Origin of the sequence: Streptomyces jeddahensis (genome assembly GCF_001642995.1) — a bacterium.
Taxonomy (GTDB): Bacteria; Actinomycetota; Actinomycetes; order Streptomycetales; family Streptomycetaceae; genus Streptomyces; species Streptomyces jeddahensis.
Genome location: NZ_LOHS01000152.1, coordinates 1 through 16281 on the forward strand (window position 1 = coordinate 1; position 16281 = coordinate 16281).

At 73.1% G+C, this 16281-nt stretch carries 13 protein-coding genes and 1 pseudogene; 8 read left to right on the top strand and 6 right to left on the bottom strand.

The window, feature by feature from the left end; translation table 11 throughout:
• Window positions 1–4 precede the first annotated feature (4 nt).
• From STSP_RS31085 to STSP_RS41440, 3 genes and pseudogenes are all read left to right on the top strand, one after another.
• Window positions 5–661, top strand: coding sequence for a futalosine hydrolase (locus STSP_RS31085; RefSeq protein ID WP_078067644.1), 657 nt, complete (start codon window positions 5–7; stop codon window positions 659–661).
• Window positions 654–1514, top strand: coding sequence for a 1,4-dihydroxy-6-naphthoate synthase (locus STSP_RS31090; protein ID WP_067284351.1), 861 nt, complete (start codon window positions 654–656; stop codon window positions 1512–1514). Before STSP_RS31085 ends, STSP_RS31090 begins: the two co-directional genes overlap by 8 nt.
• Before the next feature lie 65 nt (window positions 1515–1579).
• Window positions 1580–1675: pseudogene (locus STSP_RS41440) on the top strand (1,4-dihydroxy-6-naphthoate synthase); the annotation flags it as partial.
• Window positions 1676–1763: 88 nt separating this feature from the next.
• Here STSP_RS41440 and STSP_RS40865 read toward each other — a convergent pair.
• Window positions 1764–2147, bottom strand: a complete 384-nt coding sequence (locus STSP_RS40865; protein ID WP_067284352.1) for a cold-shock protein — start codon at window positions 2145–2147, stop codon at window positions 1764–1766.
• A gap of 184 nt (window positions 2148–2331) precedes the next feature.
• Here STSP_RS40865 and STSP_RS31100 point away from each other — a divergent pair, with 184 nt between their 5' ends.
• Window positions 2332–2580, top strand: a complete 249-nt coding sequence (locus STSP_RS31100; protein WP_067284353.1) for a hypothetical protein — start codon at window positions 2332–2334, stop codon at window positions 2578–2580.
• An 81-nt stretch (window positions 2581–2661) separates the two neighbouring features.
• On the opposite strand, the gene STSP_RS31105 is transcribed toward STSP_RS31100, so the two are convergent.
• Entirely contained in the window at window positions 2662–3294 is a 633-nt protein-coding gene (locus STSP_RS31105; protein WP_067284354.1) for an HAD family hydrolase, read from the bottom strand.
• Window positions 3295–3386: 92 nt separating this feature from the next.
• Window positions 3387–4517, bottom strand: coding sequence for a hypothetical protein (locus STSP_RS31110; RefSeq protein WP_067284355.1), 1131 nt, complete (start codon window positions 4515–4517; stop codon window positions 3387–3389).
• A 308-nt stretch (window positions 4518–4825) separates the two neighbouring features.
• Between STSP_RS31110 and STSP_RS31115 the strand changes: the two genes are divergently transcribed.
• Both STSP_RS31115 and STSP_RS31120 read left to right on the top strand, forming a co-directional pair.
• The gene (locus STSP_RS31115; RefSeq protein WP_067284356.1) at window positions 4826–7630 is read left to right on the top strand and encodes a helicase C-terminal domain-containing protein; all 2805 of its coding nucleotides are present in this window, start codon (window positions 4826–4828) and stop codon (window positions 7628–7630) included.
• Window positions 7631–7754: 124 nt separating this feature from the next.
• Entirely contained in the window at window positions 7755–9398 is a 1644-nt protein-coding gene (locus STSP_RS31120) for a DNA repair helicase XPB (protein ID WP_067284357.1), read from the top strand.
• Window positions 9399–9513: 115 nt separating this feature from the next.
• On the opposite strand, the gene STSP_RS31125 is transcribed toward STSP_RS31120, so the two are convergent.
• Together STSP_RS31125 and STSP_RS31130 are read right to left on the bottom strand one after the other, a co-directional pair.
• On the bottom strand, window positions 9514–10701 hold the full coding sequence (locus STSP_RS31125) for a glycosyltransferase 87 family protein (protein ID WP_232789860.1): 1188 nt from the start codon (window positions 10699–10701) through the stop codon (window positions 9514–9516).
• Between the two features lie 77 nt (window positions 10702–10778).
• A complete protein-coding gene (locus tag STSP_RS31130) occupies window positions 10779–10970 on the bottom strand; it encodes a hypothetical protein (RefSeq protein WP_067284358.1) in 192 nt (63 codons plus the stop codon).
• A gap of 444 nt (window positions 10971–11414) precedes the next feature.
• Here STSP_RS31130 and STSP_RS31135 point away from each other — a divergent pair, with 444 nt between their 5' ends.
• Both STSP_RS31135 and STSP_RS31140 read left to right on the top strand, forming a co-directional pair.
• Window positions 11415–13565 carry a HelD family protein gene (locus STSP_RS31135; RefSeq protein ID WP_078067645.1) on the top strand — a complete coding sequence of 717 codons (2151 nt, stop codon included), beginning with the start codon at window positions 11415–11417 and terminating at the stop codon, window positions 13563–13565.
• Between the two features lie 168 nt (window positions 13566–13733).
• Complete coding sequence (locus tag STSP_RS31140; RefSeq protein ID WP_067284360.1) at window positions 13734–15269, top strand: choice-of-anchor A family protein; 1536 nt, start codon at window positions 13734–13736, stop codon at window positions 15267–15269.
• A 149-nt stretch (window positions 15270–15418) separates the two neighbouring features.
• On the opposite strand, the gene STSP_RS31145 is transcribed toward STSP_RS31140, so the two are convergent.
• Window positions 15419–16120 carry a copper homeostasis protein CutC gene (locus STSP_RS31145; RefSeq protein WP_067284361.1) on the bottom strand — a complete coding sequence of 234 codons (702 nt, stop codon included), beginning with the start codon at window positions 16118–16120 and terminating at the stop codon, window positions 15419–15421.
• Window positions 16121–16281 lie beyond the last annotated feature (161 nt).

Consider the following 16281-nt stretch of genomic DNA (forward strand, 5'->3'; position numbering starts at 1 on the left):
CGGCATACCCGCCCCCGCTCCCGCCTCGGCTCCCCCGGCGGATGACCGCACTGGGAGCCGGTGCGACCTGAGCCGGTACGACCTGCTAGCCGCCGGTGTGGGCCCCGCCGCCGCGGCCGCCGCCACCGGGGCCGCCCTCGCCGCTGCCGCACTCGCCGGGCAGCCCTACGACCTCGTCGTCTCCGCCGGCATCGGCGGCGGGTTCCCGCCCGACGCCCCCGTCGGCTCCGTCGTCGTCGCCGACGAGATCACCGTCGCGGACCTCGGCGCCGAGACCCCCGACGGCTTCGTGCCCGTGACCGGCCTGGGCTTCGGCACCGTCAGCCACCAACCCCCGCGACCACTCGTACGGGACGTGGCCGCTGCCACCGGTGGCGTGACGGGCACCGTGCTGACCGTCTCGACGGTGACCGGCTCGGCCGCCCGCGCCGCCGAGCTGCGCGCCCGCCACCCGGGCGCCGTCGCCGAGGCGATGGAGGGGTTCGGTGTCGCCGAGGCGGCCGCCGCACACGGCTGTCCCGTGCTGGAGATCCGCACGGTCTCCAATCCTGTCGGTCCGCGCGACCGCGCCGCCTGGCGCATCCCGGAGGCGCTCGCCGCGCTCACCGAGGCGTTCGGGAAGACCGTGCTGGTAGTGGAGAGTTGGAAGAGGAATGACTGACCGGACACCCGCCGCGCCCCTGAAGATCGCGTACTCACCGTGCCCCAACGACACCTTCGTCTTCGACGCCTGGGCGCACGGCCGTGTCCCGGGCGCCCCGGCGCTCGACGTCACCTTCGCCGACATCGACATCACCAACGGCATGGCCGAGCGCGGCGAGTACGACGTGCTGAAGGTGTCGTACGCCGTGCTGCCCTGGGTCCTCGAGGAGTACGCCCTGCTGCCCTGCGGCGGCGCGCTCGGCCGCGGCTGCGGGCCGCTCGTCCTCACCCGGGAGCCGGGGACGGACCTGCGCGGGAAGACGGTCGCCGTGCCGAGCGAGAAGTCCACGGCGTATCTGCTGTTCCGGCTGTGGGCCGCGGACACCGTGCCGGGCGGGGTCGGCGAGATCGTGGTGATGCCGTTCCACGAGATCATGCCCGCGGTGCGCGACGGCAAGGTCGACGCGGGTCTGGTGATCCACGAGGCCCGCTTCACCTACCAGAACTACGGTCTGCACTCGCTCGCCGACATGGGCGAGCACTGGGAGCTCACGACCGGGCTGCCGATCCCGCTGGGCGCGATCATCGCGAAGCGGTCGCTGGGCGCGGAGACCCTGCGGCTGCTCGCCGAGTCGGCGCGCACCTCGGTCCGCATGGCGTGGGACGACCCGGAGGCCTCGCGCCCGTACGTCCTGGAGCACGCCCAGGAGATGGACCCGGCCGTCGCCGACCAGCACATCGGCCTGTACGTCAACGAGTTCACCGCCGACCTCGGCGAGGACGGCTACGCCGCGGTCCGCGGACTCCTCACACGCGCAGCGGCCGAGGGACTGGTACCGCCCCTCGGCCCCGACGCCCTGTCGTTCCCCTGATCCAGCCCGACGGACGGAGTCCGGCGCAGCCGCCCGAAGCCTGCGAAGCAGTGCGCGGGCGGCAAGAAGAAGGGGCCGCCGCGGTCCGCGGACTCCTCACACGCGCAGCGGCCGAGGGACTGGTACCGCCCCTCGGCCCGGACGCCCTGTCGTTCCCCTGACCAGGCGCGCAGCGGCCGAGGGGCTCGTACCGCCCCTCGGCCCGGATGCGCTGGCGTTCCCGTGAACGGGCGTCTATAAGTCGGCCGTCTATACGTCCAGCTGGTCGGCGACCGCGCGCAGCAGGCCCGCGATCTTCTTGCCGGAGGCCTTGTCGGGGTAGCGGCCCTTCTCCAGCATCGGCGTGATGTTCTCGAGCAGCGTGGTCAGGTCCTGGACGATCGACGCCAGCTCGTCCGGCTTGCGGCGCTGCGCCGCGGCCACGGACGGGGTCGGGTCGAGGACCGTCACCGACAGGGCCTGGTCACCGCGCTGACCGGCGACGACACCGAACTCGACGCGCTGGCCCGGCTTGAGTGTGTCGACGCCTGCGGGCAGTACGGAGGAGTGCACGAAGACGTCACCGCCGTCGTCGCGGGAGAGGAAGCCGAAGCCCTTCTCGCTGTTGAACCACTTGACCTTGCCGGTAGGCACCTGAAGTCCTCGTCCTCGTACTCGTCGTCTGCGCCGCTTCACCGGGTGAAAGCGGCAGGGGAAAACGGCTCTGGATAGCAGTACAGCGGGTCGAGCGACCCGCCAGCACCAAGGCTAATGGTCCGGGGGCCCGTGACAAGACGTCGCCGGACTGTTCCTCTGCGCTGGGAACTACCCTGGTGCGGTGCGTGACAAAACCCAACCGAATTCCACCGGAGCCGGTGACCGGCTGGTGCGGGCCGGCGCGATCGTCTTCTTCGCCGGTGCCGTGGCCACCCTGGTCACGGTGGCACCGCTATTCCTCGGCACCAAGCCCTTTCCCACCTTCATGTTCGGCCTGAGCATGCTCATGGGCGTGGGCTTCGCGATCGCGGGCGCGGGTGTGCTGCGCTCCATCGCGGCACAGCGCCGCCAGGCGCGGTCGGCGCGTTAGTTCCGCTGGGGGCGGGTCGCCCTGCGGGTGCGGTGCGCCCGTCGGCTCGTGACGGCGTCCGGCTACGTGACGGCGTCCGGGCTAGGCGAGGGTACGGGAGTGGTCCGCCAGCCAGGCCGGGAACTCGGTGAGGTCGCCGAGCACCACGTCGGCGCCTGCCGCACGCAGCTCCTCCGCGTCGCACGGGCCGGTCGTCACCGCGACGGACAGCGCGTCCGCGGTGCGTGCGCCGCGTACGTCACCGGTGTGGTCGCCGACGTAGACGCTCGCGCCGTGCTCGCTCAGCGCCTCGGCCTTCCGCTCGGCCCACAGGTCGCCGATGACCTCGTCGGCGTCGATGCCCAGATGCGTCAGGTGCAGCTTGGCGTTGGGCTCGTACTTCGCGGTGACGACGATGGCGCGGCCGCCCGCCGCCTGCACGGCGTGCACCGCATCGCGCGCACCGGGCATCGCCAGAGTCCCGGAGATCGCGTGTGTGGGATACATCTCACGATACAGATCGGCCATCTCCGGTATCAGGTCCTCCGGGAACCAGTGGGCCAGCTCCACCTCGAGCGGCGGGCCGAGCCGGGTGACCGCGAGATCGGCGTCGATGTACGTACCCGTACGGGCCGAAAGCGCCAGGTACGCAGCGCGGATACCCGGCCGGGAGTCGATCAGGGTCATGTCGAGGTCGAAGCCGACCGTCAGAGCGCGCGAGGTCATGCAGGCCATTGTGCCCAGGACGGGAGACGGCCTGTTGTGCCCAGGACGGGAGACGGCCTGTCGGCCCGCTGTGCCGGCGCCGGCACCCGCTTCACCGCCGGTCACTGCCGGTGCCGTCGTGCTCGCCACACCAGGAAGAGTGCCGAGGCGACGGCCGCGCCCCGTACCGCCCAGGGCCAGGTCTCGGCCAGCGCGTCCGCCATGTGTCCCTGAGCGATCGGCTCGCCCCAGCGGCCTTCGTTGCGGCCCCACAGCCAGACACACGCGGCTGCGGCGACCATCCCGGGCATGCCCAGGACCGCCCACTTGGTCTCGGCGGGGCTGAGCCGGCGTGAGGCGTAGGCGATGAGCCAGCCGAGCGCGAGCGCGAACCACTGGCCGAGGACGGCGCCGGCGACGAGGAGCGCTGCGGCGAGCAGGAGCAGGGGGCTGCCGAAGCCGGTGGCGCGCAGGCGGCTCACGCCGCGCCGGGCCGGGGTTCCGTCGGCAGGGTCCGCGGGTTCGGCGGCCTCGGCGGCCCTGTCGTCGGCCTCGGTCGCGGCTCCCCCGCCCGTGCCTTCTTCCTCGTCCTTCTCGCGCTCCCGCGGCGGGCGCAGTATCTCGGGGATCTCGACGCCGCCGACGAAGCCCGGCACGGTGTCGGCGACGCCGAACGGGCTGCTGTCCACCCTCCACCAGTCCGGTTCGGAACCGCTCGGCCCCAGCTCGTCCTCGCCCGCGAGGTGCGGCGGCGACGCCCCGGTCGGGGGCGGCGGCGGGTCCTGCTCGCGACGCGGCCGCGGCACCATGCGGCGCAGCCCCTTGGGCCGCTCCGGCGGCGACGCGGCATCGCCCGCACGCTGCTGCGGCACCGCGGACGCGCCCCACCGCGCGCTCGACGCGGCCGGCGGCTTCGTCCCCTGGTCCGTACGGGACTCCTGGTCCATACGGGACCCCTGGTCCCTAGGGGAGTCAGGGCCCTTACGGGACTCCTGGTCCCTACGGGACGCGTCGCCGCGGCCGGTGGTACGGCCGGCCGCGGCGACCACCTCGTCGGGAGTACCCAGCCTGGCCAGGATGCGGCGGACCGCGGCCGGACTGTCGACGGTCGCCTTCGATCTGCGCCGCTCGATCTCGCTCCGCAGCTCGGAGACCAGCCGCATCCGGGTGGCGGACGGCAACTGCCGCTGCTGGGCGAGGTCGCCGACCCGGCTCAGATAGTCGAAGACGAGCTGATCGCTCTCAATCCCCACGAAGTCCCCTCCGGGACAAGCACCTTGAACTGCCCGCCGCCGACGTTACCGCGCCCACCCACCCCCACCCGGACACCACGACCCGGCTACCGCTGTGGACAATCGCCCCGCTACCGCTGCGGGCAACCGCGCCGCCACCGCTGCGGGCAACCGCGCCGCCACCGCTGTGGGCAATCGTTCCGCAGGGCTGGGGGCACCTCCCAGCGGTAGCTGGGGGAGGGTGGGCACAGCCCACGACGTACAGCACCGTACGAGCTCAGCGCCGCAAGAACCCCACCCCGCCGGAGGCACCCGGTACCGTTGACCGGATGAGCACCGAGCAGACCCAGGAGCCCGCCACGGCGCCGACGCAGTCGGCTCCGGCAGCGGCGGAGCCCCCGGCACCCCCGCGCTCCCTCGCGGAAGCGCTCCGCGCCCGCGACGACGCGTCGCTGGCCGCCCTCCTCCGTGCCCGCCCGGACCTGCTCACGCCCGTCCCGGGCGACCTCACGCAGCTGGCGACCCGGGCCGGCACCCGCGCCTCGGTCGTCCGCGCCCTGGAGCGCCTCGACCGCTTCGCCCTGCAGACGGCGGAGGCCCTGGCCGTGGCCCCGGATCCCGCGACGTACGAGACGCTGCTCTCCCTGCTCACGGGCGACTGCGCTGAAACCTCCCCTCACACCACGGCCGTAGTACGCGCATCCGAAGCTCTCCCCCGACCGGAAGCGGACGCGACCGCGATCGAGCACGCCCTCCCCGGAGCCCTCGCGACGCTCCGCGAACAGGCCCTGGTCTGGGGCCCGGACGACCGTCTCCGCCTCGTCCGCACCGCCCGCGAGCTGCTCACCCCCTCCCCGCAGCACCCGTCCCCGACCGGCCTCGGCCCGACGGTCGCGGAGGCCACGGCGGGGATGTCGCCCGGCCGGATCCAGGAGATCGTGGCGGCGGCCGGGCTGCCGACGACGCACGACGCGGTGTCGGCGGTCGCCGCGCTGACGGAGCTGTTCACGGACCGTACCCGTATGTCGGCCCTGCTGGACGGGGCGCCGACGGAGTCGGTGGTGGTGCTGTCGCGGCTGGTGTGGGGCCCTCCGTACGGGCAGGTGACCGCCGAACCGGCGGCACATCTGCGCTGGTTGCTCGACCGCGGCCTGCTCCTGCCGACGGCACCGGGCACGGTTGTACTGCCGCGCGAGGCCGCCCTGCACCTGCGCGGCGGCCGTGCGCACCGGCAGCCGGAGCCGGTGCCGCCCGCGCTGGAGTCCGCGGCCGAGCACCGTCCACAGGTTGTGGACGCCACGGCGGCGGGCCAGGCGTACACGGCGCTGGCGACCGTCGAGGAGCTGCTGAAGGACTGGGACGAGGGCGGCCCGGCGGTGCTGCGCGCCGGTGGCCTCAGCGTCCGTGACCTCAAGCGCACGGCGGTGGCCCTCGACGTCCCTGAACCCGTCGCCGCCTTCTGGGTCGAACTCGCCTACGCGGCGGGCCTGCTGGCGTCGGACGGCGAGGCCGACGAGCGGTACGCGGCGACCCCCGCGTACGACGAATGGCTGGAGCTGCCGGCCGCCGAGCGCTGGGCTCAGCTGGCCTCCGCCTGGCTGGCGGCCACCCGCACGTCGGGGCTGGTCGGCGGCCGCGACGCTGATTTTGACGCTGGTGGCCTCCGGGGCGCTGAAGCCGGTGTTGAGAGGGAGACCGTGCTCAGCCCCTCCTCCGTCGGGGCCTCCGCGCGCTCTCCCTCTCAACACCGGCGCGCCCCTTCGGCCAAGGACCGCACCCTGTCGGCGCTGGGCCCGGGCCTCGACCGCTCGGCCGCTCCGGAGGTACGCCACCGGGTCCTCTCGCTGCTCGCCACGCTCCCCGAGGGCTCCGCCCCGACCGCCGAGTCCCTGCTCGCCCGCCTCCGCTGGGAGCGCCCCCTGCGCGCGGGCGCCACCCAGCCGTTCGCCCCGCCCTCGGCCCAGCCCTCCGCCCAGGACGATCTGCGCACCCGCCTCGCCCGGTGGACCCTGACAGAGGCGGAGTTCCTGGGCGTCACGGGCCGGGGCGCCCTGTCGTCCCACGGCCGGGCGCTGCTGGGCGCCGTTCCGGCCCCGGCCGCCCCCGACGCGCGTACCGCCCCCGACACGCATTCCGCCTCCACCCCCGGCCCGCATTCCGCTTCCGCCCCCGACGCGCATTCCGCCGAAGCCGCCGTCAACGCCGCCCGCGCCGCGCGCCTCCTCGCCCCGCTCCTCCCCGAACCCCTCGACCACGTCCTCCTCCAGGCCGACCTCACGGCCGTGGCGCCCGGGCCGCTGCAGCGACCGCTCGCCGACATGCTCGACGTGCTCGCCGACGTGGAGTCGAAGGGCGGCGCGACCGTGTACCGGTTCACGCCGGGGTCCGTACGGCGGGCGCTGGACGCGGGCCGGACGGCGTCCGACCTGCACGCGTTCCTCGCCGCGCACTCGCGCACCCCCGTCCCGCAGCCCCTCGCGTATCTGATCGACGACGTGGCCCGCAAGCACGGGCATCTGCGCATCGGGGCGGCCTCCGCGTACGTCCGGTGCGACGACGACGCGGTGCTGAACGAGATCCTCGCCGACAAGCGGTCGGCGGCCCTGCGGCTGCGCCGTCTCGCGCCGACCGTGCTGGCGGCGCAGGCCGATCCGGCCGCACTGCTGGACGGTCTGCGCGGCATGGGGTTCGCGCCGGCGGCCGAGAGCCCTGAGGGCGACGTGCTGATCGCGCGCGCGCACGCCTACCGCACCCCGCCGCGCACCGCGCCCGAGCCCGTGCCGGACGGCCCGCCGGTGCCCGACGCCACGCTGCTGGGCGGCGCGGTGCGCGCGATCCGCGCCGGGGACCGGGCGTCGACGGCTCCCCGCAGGACCGCGCCGGAGCACACCGGCGAGCTGCCGCGCACCACACCGGCCGAAACGCTCGCCACCATGCAGGCCGCCGTGCTCACCGGCCAGGCGGTCTGGATCGGGTACGTCAACGCCGAGGGCGCGGCCAGCCAGCGCGTGATCGCCCCGGTCCGCGTGGAGGGCGGCTTCGTCACGGCGTACGACCACACGGCGGACGAGGTCCGCACGTACCCGCTGCACCGCATCACGGGCGTCGCGGAACTGGCAGAGGACCAGATCTGACCGCCGCCGGGCACCTGCGCATGTGACCGGCACCACATGGCAGCCCCACCGTTTTCCGCGGTGCGGCACACTGGACGTTTGGCTGTGCACACCGCGCAGACCGTGCAGAAAGGGACGGACACGAGTGAACGGACCCCTCATCGTCCAGTCGGACAAGACGCTGCTCCTCGAAGTCGATCACGACCAGGCCGACAACTGCCGTCGTGCCATCGCGCCCTTCGCGGAGCTGGAGCGGGCCCCCGAGCACATCCACACCTACCGTGTGACGCCGCTCGGCCTGTGGAACGCGCGCGCCGCGGGCCACGACGCCGAGCAGGTCGTGGACGCCCTCGTGCAGTACAGCCGCTATCCCGTGCCGCACGCGCTCCTCGTCGACATCGCCGAGACGATGGACCGCTACGGCCGCCTCACGCTCTCCAAGGACCCGGCGCACGGCCTGGTCCTGACGACCACCGACCGGCCCGTCCTTGAGGAGGTGCTGCGCTCGAAGCGGATCAAGCCGCTGGTGGGCGCGCGCATCGACCCGGACACGGTCGCCGTGCACCCCTCCGAGCGCGGGCAGATCAAGCAGACGCTGCTGAAGCTGGGCTGGCCCGCCGAGGACCTCGCCGGTTACGTCGACGGCGAGGCCCATCCGATCGAGCTGGACGAGAGCGGCTGGGCGCTGCGCCCGTACCAGAAGCAGGCCGTGGAGAGCTTCTGGCACGGCGGCTCGGGTGTCGTCGTCCTGCCCTGCGGGGCGGGGAAGACGCTGGTCGGCGCCGGGTCGATGGCGCAGGCGAAGGCGACGACGCTGATCCTCGTCACGAACACCGTCTCGGCCCGTCAGTGGAAGCACGAGCTGGTGAAGCGGACGTCGCTGACCGAGGACGAGATCGGCGAGTACAGCGGTACGCGCAAGGAGATCCGCCCGGTCACCATCGCCACGTACCAGGTGCTGACGACGAAGCGGAAGGGCATCTACCCGCACCTGGAGCTGTTCGACTCCCGCGACTGGGGCCTGATCGTCTACGACGAGGTGCATCTGCTGCCCGCGCCCGTCTTCAAGTTCACGGCCGACCTGCAGGCGCGCCGCCGCCTCGGCCTGACCGCGACGCTCGTACGGGAGGACGGCCGCGAGTCGGACGTGTTCTCGCTGATCGGGCCGAAGCGTTTCGACGCGCCCTGGAAGGAGATCGAGGCGCAGGGCTACATCGCGCCCGCGGACTGCATCGAGGTCCGCGTCAACCTCACCGACTCGGAGCGGCTCACGTACGCCACGGCGGAGACCGAGGAGAAGTACCGCTACTGCGCGACGACCGACACCAAGCGCAAGGTCACCGAGGCGCTGGTGCGCAGGCACCAGGGGCAGCAGACCCTCGTCATCGGCCAGTACATCGACCAGCTCGACGAGCTCGGCGAGCACCTGGACGCGCCGGTGATCAAGGGCGAGACGACGAACGCGCAGCGCGAGAAGCTGTTCGACGCGTTCCGGCAGGGCGAGATCTCCGTCCTGGTCGTGTCGAAGGTCGCGAACTTCTCGATCGACCTGCCGGAGGCGACGGTCGCGATCCAGGTGTCCGGCACGTTCGGCTCGCGCCAGGAGGAGGCCCAGCGCCTCGGCCGCGTCCTGCGCCCGAAGGCGGACGGCCACCCCGCGATCTTCTACTCGGTGGTCGCCCGGGACACGATCGACCAGGACTTCGCGGCACACCGCCAGCGGTTCCTGGCAGAGCAGGGGTACGCGTACCGGATCGTGGACGCGGACGAGCTGCTGGCCGGGGGCTGAGCGCGACTCCCGGGATACTCGCGTGATGCATGGGATCCTCGCGTGATGCCGTGCATCACCGACGACGCGGACATTCTCCGGCCAGGGGAGGGCTGAGCAGCTGCGGTGGGCCTGCTCAGCCGGTTCGTACGCCCGAGCCAGGGCTCCGCTCCCCGCGAGGCGCGGGGAGACCGAGCGCGGGCCCGACCGGGCGGCGTACCGCCAGCGCGGCCAGCAGCCCGACCCCCAGCAGCGGATACGGCGAAGCCAACGGCTGCTGCCACCAGGGCAGCCGGAGGTCCAGGTCGCCTTGGTGCGGCACCAGCCACAGCGTGCGCGCGGTGAACAGCACGGCCACGCCCGTCGCGAGGCGCGGGCGGCCCTCGGCGACCAGCACCGCGATCAGCGGGACGCACCACACCCAGTGGTGCGACCAGCTGATGGGTGAGACGAGGAGCGCGGTGACCGCGGTGAGGAGGATGCCCCACCGGTCGTCGGCGACCCGGCGGGCCAGCCACAGCCCGCCTACCGCGACGGTGGCTGCGGGCACCGCCCAGGCGAGCCCCGGCGACGGGTCCCCCAGGGCCCGGGCGACGAGCCCCTGGAGCGACTGATTGTCGACGATCCACGCCTTGCCGACCCGGTCGGTCTCGAACATCCGGCCGGTCCAGAACTCGACGCTGGCGGCCGGGAGGGCGAGCGCGCCCAGCAGGACGGTGCCCGCGAAGGCGGCCAGCCCCGTGAGGCCCTCGCGCACCCGCCGCGTGACCAGCAGATAGAGGATGAACACGGCGGGCGTGAGCTTGACTCCGGCGGCGATGCCCAGCGCGAAGCCCTTGCCGATGGCGCCGGGCGCCCGGCTCAGGTCCCAGAGGACCAGGCAGGCCAGGGCGAGGTTGATCTGCCCGAAGAGCAGCGTCTGGAAGACGGGTTCGAGCCAGAGGGCGGCCGCGGAGGCGGCGCAGACCACGGGGAGCGTCGCACGCAGCCCGGCGAACCGGCACGAGAGCCACACCAGCAGCGTGAGCAGCGCGGCGTTCCCGGCGACGAAGACGGCCTTCAGAACGGCGAGGGGGAGCCAGGTGGTGGGGACGAAGAGGATCGCGGCGAACGGCGGATAGGTCGCGGGCAGGCGCCATTCGGTGACCGTGAAGCCGTAGAGATCGCGACCGGTCACGACGGCGGAACCCTCGGCCCGGTACACCAGGGCGTCGGCCATGGGGATGCGCTGGGCGGCGCAGAGCGCGAGAAGGGCCGAGACGGAGAGCGCGAGGAGCAGGGCCGCTGCGGTATGCGATCGGAGGATCGCAGTCCGGTACTTCACGGGCGCGACCCTAGTGGATCGGCGCCCTCGTCAGGGGTTGCGGCGCCTGCGGGTCAGCAGCAGGGGTCCTGTGGTCGTCAGCGGCGGCGGACGCCCGCCTCCTCTGCGTACTCGCCGAGGACGATCACGCGGAACGCGGTGTCCGCGAAGACCCTGACGGCGCGCAGCACGTCGCCGATGCAATGGCTGTGGCGGCTTCCGGTGGCCGCGGTGGCGCCCGGCGGGCCGGAGGAGTGGAAGGGGGCGGGAGAAAAGGCTGCGGTGGTCATGTCTCCATTGTGGAAACCGGGCCGGGCAGGGGCATCGGCCCGCGGATGTAACCTGCGGCGGCACCGCGTACGACCCGCGACGGACCCGTCCCCCTGGGGTCGTGTCAGGGTCGCAGGGCCCGCAGGGCCGGGGTCGTATCAGGGTCGTGCGACGACCCGTCCACGAAAGCGACGGCCGTCCACGAAGGCGACGACCCGTCCGCGGGAGCGGCGACCCGTCCGCGGAAATTCGTTGGCCCCGCCCGCGCCCCCTGACCTAGAATCGCCGACCTTGCCCGCCTCCCCGCAAGGAGCGCGGCCGGCCGGACGGAAACCGGCCGGCATCCCGCTACGACAGCATGCGCACGCCTCGGCCCCGTGCGGCACCACGCGCAGCGCGCCATCCGTCGTAAGCCCTGACCACGCAGCACCTTGTCACGCAGCACCTTTCCGGAGGCAACCCCCGTGTCCAGCTCGTCCGCGCCGTCCGCCGCCCCATCCGAAAACCCTGCGTCCGAAGACCCTCCGTCCGAAGACCCTGCACCCGAGGACCCTGCATCCGACGGCTCGTCAGACGACCCTCTCGCCCGCGAACGCTCCCATCTCGCCGCGTCCCGGGCCGCGTTGCGCGCGATGCGCGAGGACGTGGAGTCCCTCGACATCAGGGACGTCACGGCGAACTGGGTGAACGCCGAGGCCCTGGCCCACCAGATCGACGAGCGCATCAAGTCCCTCGCCGACCTCGCCCACACCCCGCTGTTCTTCGGGCGGCTGGACTATCTGCACGCACCGGGCGCGGACCAGGCCGAGGGCGCGGAGGGCGAGAAGTTCTACATCGGGCGGCGGCACGTCCACGACGCCGAGGGCGACCCGATGGTCATCGACTGGCGCGCACCCGTGTCGCAGCCGTTCTACCGGGCGTCCAAGAAGGACCCCATGGACGTCGCCCTGCGCCGCCGCTTCGGCTACACGGGCGGCGACCTCACCGCGTACGAGGACGAGCACCTGAGCGACCCCACCGAGGCGGCCCGGGCCAGCAAGCTCCTCCAGCAGGAGATCGAACGCCCGCGCGTCGGCCCGATGCGCGACATCGTCGCCACGATCCAGCCGGAACAGGACGAGATCGTACGGTCGGGCCTGTCCGGCACGGTCTGCGTCCAGGGCGGCCCCGGCACCGGAAAGACCGCCGTCGGCCTGCACCGGGTCGCGTACCTCCTCTACGCACACCGCGAGCGTCTCGCCCGCACGGGCACCCTCGTCATCGGCCCGAACGCGTCCTTCCTGCACTACATCGAGCAGGTCCTCCCGGCGCTGGGCGAGCTGGAGGTCAAGCAGGCGACGGTCGACGACCTGGTCGCGCACGTGGAGGTGCGGGGGACGGACGACCCGGCGGCCGCGCTGGTCAAGGGCGACGCGAGGATGTCGGAGGTGCTGCGCCGGGCCGTCCGCTCGCACGTCACGATGCCCACCGAGCCGGTCGTCGTCGTGCGCGGCTCGCGCCGCTGGCGCGTTCCGGCGTACGAACTGGAGGAGATCGTCCAGGAGTTGCTGGCCCGGGACATCCGCTACGCAGCCGCCCGCGAGGCCCTTCCGCAGCGTATCGCGCACGCCGTCCTGGTGCGGATGGAGCAGCAGGGCGAGGCGCCGGACGACCGGGTGCAGGACGCGGTGGCGCGCAACGCCGCGGTGAAGGCGGCCGTCAAGGCGATCTGGCCGCCCGTCGACCCGGCGAAACTCGTGCTGCGTCTGCTCTCCGACGCGGACTTCCTCGCCGAACACGCGGAGGGCATCCTCGACGAGGACGAGCAGAAGGCGATCCTGTGGGCGCAGCCCGGATCTGGTAAAAGGGCGGCGCGCAGCGTGAAGTCGGCGCGGTGGTCGGCCGCGGACGCGGTGCTGATCGACGAGGCGACGGACCTGGTGCAGCGCACGCACTCCCTCGGGCATGTCGTGCTCGACGAGGCGCAGGACCTCTCCCCCATGCAGTACCGGGCGGTGGGCCGCCGCTGCACGACGGGCTCGGCGACGGTGCTCGGCGATCTGGCTCAGGGCACGACTCCCTGGGCGACGCCGACCTGGGAGGAAGCGCTCGCCCACCTCGGCAAGAGCGACGCCGTCATCGAGGAGCTGACGGCCGGTTTCCGTGTGCCGACGGACGTCATCGCCTACGCGTCGCGGCTGTTGCCGCACATCGCGCCGGGGCTGACGCCGGTGGCGTCGGTGCGCGAGAACCCCGGCTTCTTCGCGGTACGCCCGATCACCGGCCCGTCGGACGTGGTCGCCGCCTGCGCGGAGTTGCTGGTGAACGAGGGTTCGGTCGGCCTCATCGCCGCCGACGCCCGGATCCCCGCCCTCGCCGAGGCACTCACGGCGGCCGGGATCGGCTACCTGGGCCCGGGTGAGGAGACGACGCACGAGACCCGGCTGACCCTCGTCCCGGCCTCGCTCGCCAAGGGTCTCGAGTACGACTACGTGGTCCTCGACGAGCCGCGGGCCGTCGTCGACGGCGAACCGGACGAACGCACGGGCCTGCGCCGCCTCTACGTCGCCCTGACCCGAGCGGTGTCGGGCCTGATCGTGGTGCATGCGGCACCGCTGCCCGAACAGCTCGGGTAGCCACACACCTGCTACCGGCCAGGCGCGGGCCGCGCCTGGCCGGTAGCGGGACGGACATGGCGGCCACATCCGTGCTGGTGTACGAAGGTACGACTTCTGGGGTCATCCTCATGGCTTCACCGAGCGTGTTTCGTTGCTGCCGACGGCGGAACGAGGACCCTCGGCCGCATGAAGAAGATCACGAGGCGTTTCGCCTGGTCGGTGGGCAGCGCCTGTGCGGCAGTGCTGACTCTGACCGCCGCGGCCATGCCGCACTCGGGAGCCGCGGGAGCCGGCGGGGCGGCCGGAGTCGCCGGAGCCGCCGGGGTGGCCCGGGGCGGCGGGGTCGCCGGGCCAGTCATGCAGCAGACCATCTCCGTCGGCAATCCGGTGGACGGCAACAACGGCTTCGGTGTGATCACCGAAGGCGACCTCGTGCTGGGCAGCACCGAGACGGAGGGCACCGTCGCCGTCGGCGGCAACCTGAGCTTCGGCGCGAATTACAACGTCGCCCTGATCACCCCGGGCGAGTACACGGCCCCCGGCGACGACCGGCCCACGGCGCTCCTCATCGGGGGCAGAATCGATTTCGCGAACACCCACCCCTCGGGCGTGCTGAGGGTCCTCAACAACGGCTACGTCAAGATCGGCGACCTGACGGGAAGCGACGTGCTGACGCAGGACAGCAACGGCGCCTCCGTCAACACACGGGTCGTCGTCGCGAGCACGGCGTACGACTCGGCTCCGCGCATCGAACTGACGACCCGACAGTCGGCGGCGTCGGTCGGCGCCGCCTCCGGCCTGCTGGACTTCACCTCCGTCTTCGCCCGCTACCGCGAGCGCTCCACGGCACTGGCGCGGTGCAACAACACGGTGGAACTGCTGGACGCGGGCGGCGAGCCGCTGGCGGACCAGAGCACCGTACCGCCCGGGTCGAACATCACCATCTCGCTGGCGACCGACCGTACGAACGTGCTCCGTCTGACCGGGGCGATGCTGAACAACATCTCCACGCTGACGTTCCGGAACCGGCCGACAGCCTCAGGGCCGCTGGTCATCGCTGTGGACACCACGGCCGACGGAGGGTCGTTCAACTGGAACACCCCCACGCTGGCCGGGGTCAGCGGCAGCGAGGCCCCGTACATCCTGTGGAACTATGCGGACGCCACGTCGATCACCATCGCGACCGGTGACACTATCGAGGGGACGGTCTTCGCACCGCGTGCGGGTCTCCTGGATGTGGTCCCGTCCAACATCGAGGGGGACGTGATCGCGCGGTCCTTCACCGCCGGCCCGCCCGTCGGCGGGAACGCCGGCGAGATCCACGAGTTCCCCTTCGCCGCGGACCTGCAGTGCACCGCGGGTACGGTCGAGCCGACACCGGAGCCGTCGCCCACCTGTCCGGCGCCGACCGCGACCGGGACGGTACAGAGCACGACGACGCCTGGCGCCCCTGGCGCCACGACTCCGGGCGCACCGGGCACCTCGCAGCCCGGCACCACACCGGGGGCCACCCCACCCGGGGGCACGCCGACGGGCACCTCCCCACCGGGCGAGCCGACCACTCCGCACCCGACGAAGTCGAAGCCCTGCCCTCCGCAGCTGGCACGCACCGGTTCGGGGAGCGCCCCGGTCTACCTGGCCGCGGCGGCAGCACTGCTGGCCACCACCGTCGGCGGCACACTCGCACTACTCGTGCGGCGCCAGCGGCGGCTCAGGGACTGAAGCGCCGTGGTGGCCGACGTAGCTGTGGGCAATCGTGCCGCTGGGGCGGCACGGGTGGGCACAGCGGCACCCGACGATGTCGGCCACCGAGACCGACGGGCAGAGGCCGCGCGGCCCTCCGCGCGCAGGCGCGCAGGGCCGGCGGCTGTTCAGACGGCGTCCAGCACGCCGCGCCACTCCGCGACGGCGTCCGCCGAAACCGGTGCCGACCAGCCCCGGGGGCGGGCCGCGCCACCGATGTGGAAGCCGTCGATGCCCACCGTCCGCAGCCGCGGCACATGGTCGAGGCGGAGCCCGCCGCCGACCAGGATCTGCTGGGTGTAGCCGGGCTCGCCGTGCCGGGCCGCCTCGGCGACGAGGACGTCGAGCCCGTCGTCGACACCGGCCGCCGACCCGGCGGTCAGATAGGTGTCGAGCCCCGGCAGATCCGCGAGCTGCTTGCGCAGGGCATCCCGGTCGGCGGCGTGGTCGACGGCCCGGTGGAACGTCCACCGGCACCCGTCGACCGCCCCGGCCACGGCCTCGATCGCACCGATGTCCGGCTCCCCGGTCGAGGTCAGGAACCCGAGCACGAACTCGTCGGCGCCTTCCGACCGCAGCGCACGAGCCTGCCGTACGAGCCCGTCGAGCGCGGCGGCGTCGCCCGCGGCGAACCCGTCTGCGGCCCGCAGCATGACACGCAGCGGGATGCCGACGGCCGCACGGATCCGGGCGAAGGTCTCGCGTGACGGCGTCAGCCCGTCGGCGGCCATGTCGGTGACGAGCTCCAGCCGGTCCGCGCCTCCTGCCTGGGCGGCGACCGCGTCCTCGGCGGTGAGGGCGATGACCTCCAGAACTGCACGCTTGCTCATGGGACCCCAATCGTCGGGTGGCTACAGGGCATACGGGCCCGAGGACCCTCCAGACCTGCACGCCCAACAGGTCTAGTCCAATATCACCCTACAGACACACCCGCGAGGCAACGCCGCGGAGCGGCGAAGAACGGGGGCCCGCGGAGCGGGCAAAAGGGGCG

Bases quoted from the DNA above. Each gene is read 5' to 3' on its own strand.
- STSP_RS31090 (WP_067284351.1), top strand. From the start codon at position 654: ATGACTGACCGGACACCCGCCGCGCCCCTGAAGATCGCGTACTCACCG.
- STSP_RS31105 (WP_067284354.1), bottom strand. From the start codon at position 3,294: ATGGCCTGCATGACCTCGCGCGCTCTGACGGTCGGCTTCGACCTCGAC.
- STSP_RS31115 (WP_067284356.1), top strand. From the start codon at position 4,826: ATGAGCACCGAGCAGACCCAGGAGCCCGCCACGGCGCCGACGCAGTCG.
- STSP_RS31130 (WP_067284358.1), bottom strand. From the start codon at position 10,970: ATGACCACCGCAGCCTTTTCTCCCGCCCCCTTCCACTCCTCCGGCCCG.
- STSP_RS31140 (WP_067284360.1), top strand. From the start codon at position 13,734: ATGAAGAAGATCACGAGGCGTTTCGCCTGGTCGGTGGGCAGCGCCTGT.
- STSP_RS31145 (WP_067284361.1), bottom strand. From the start codon at position 16,120: ATGAGCAAGCGTGCAGTTCTGGAGGTCATCGCCCTCACCGCCGAGGAC.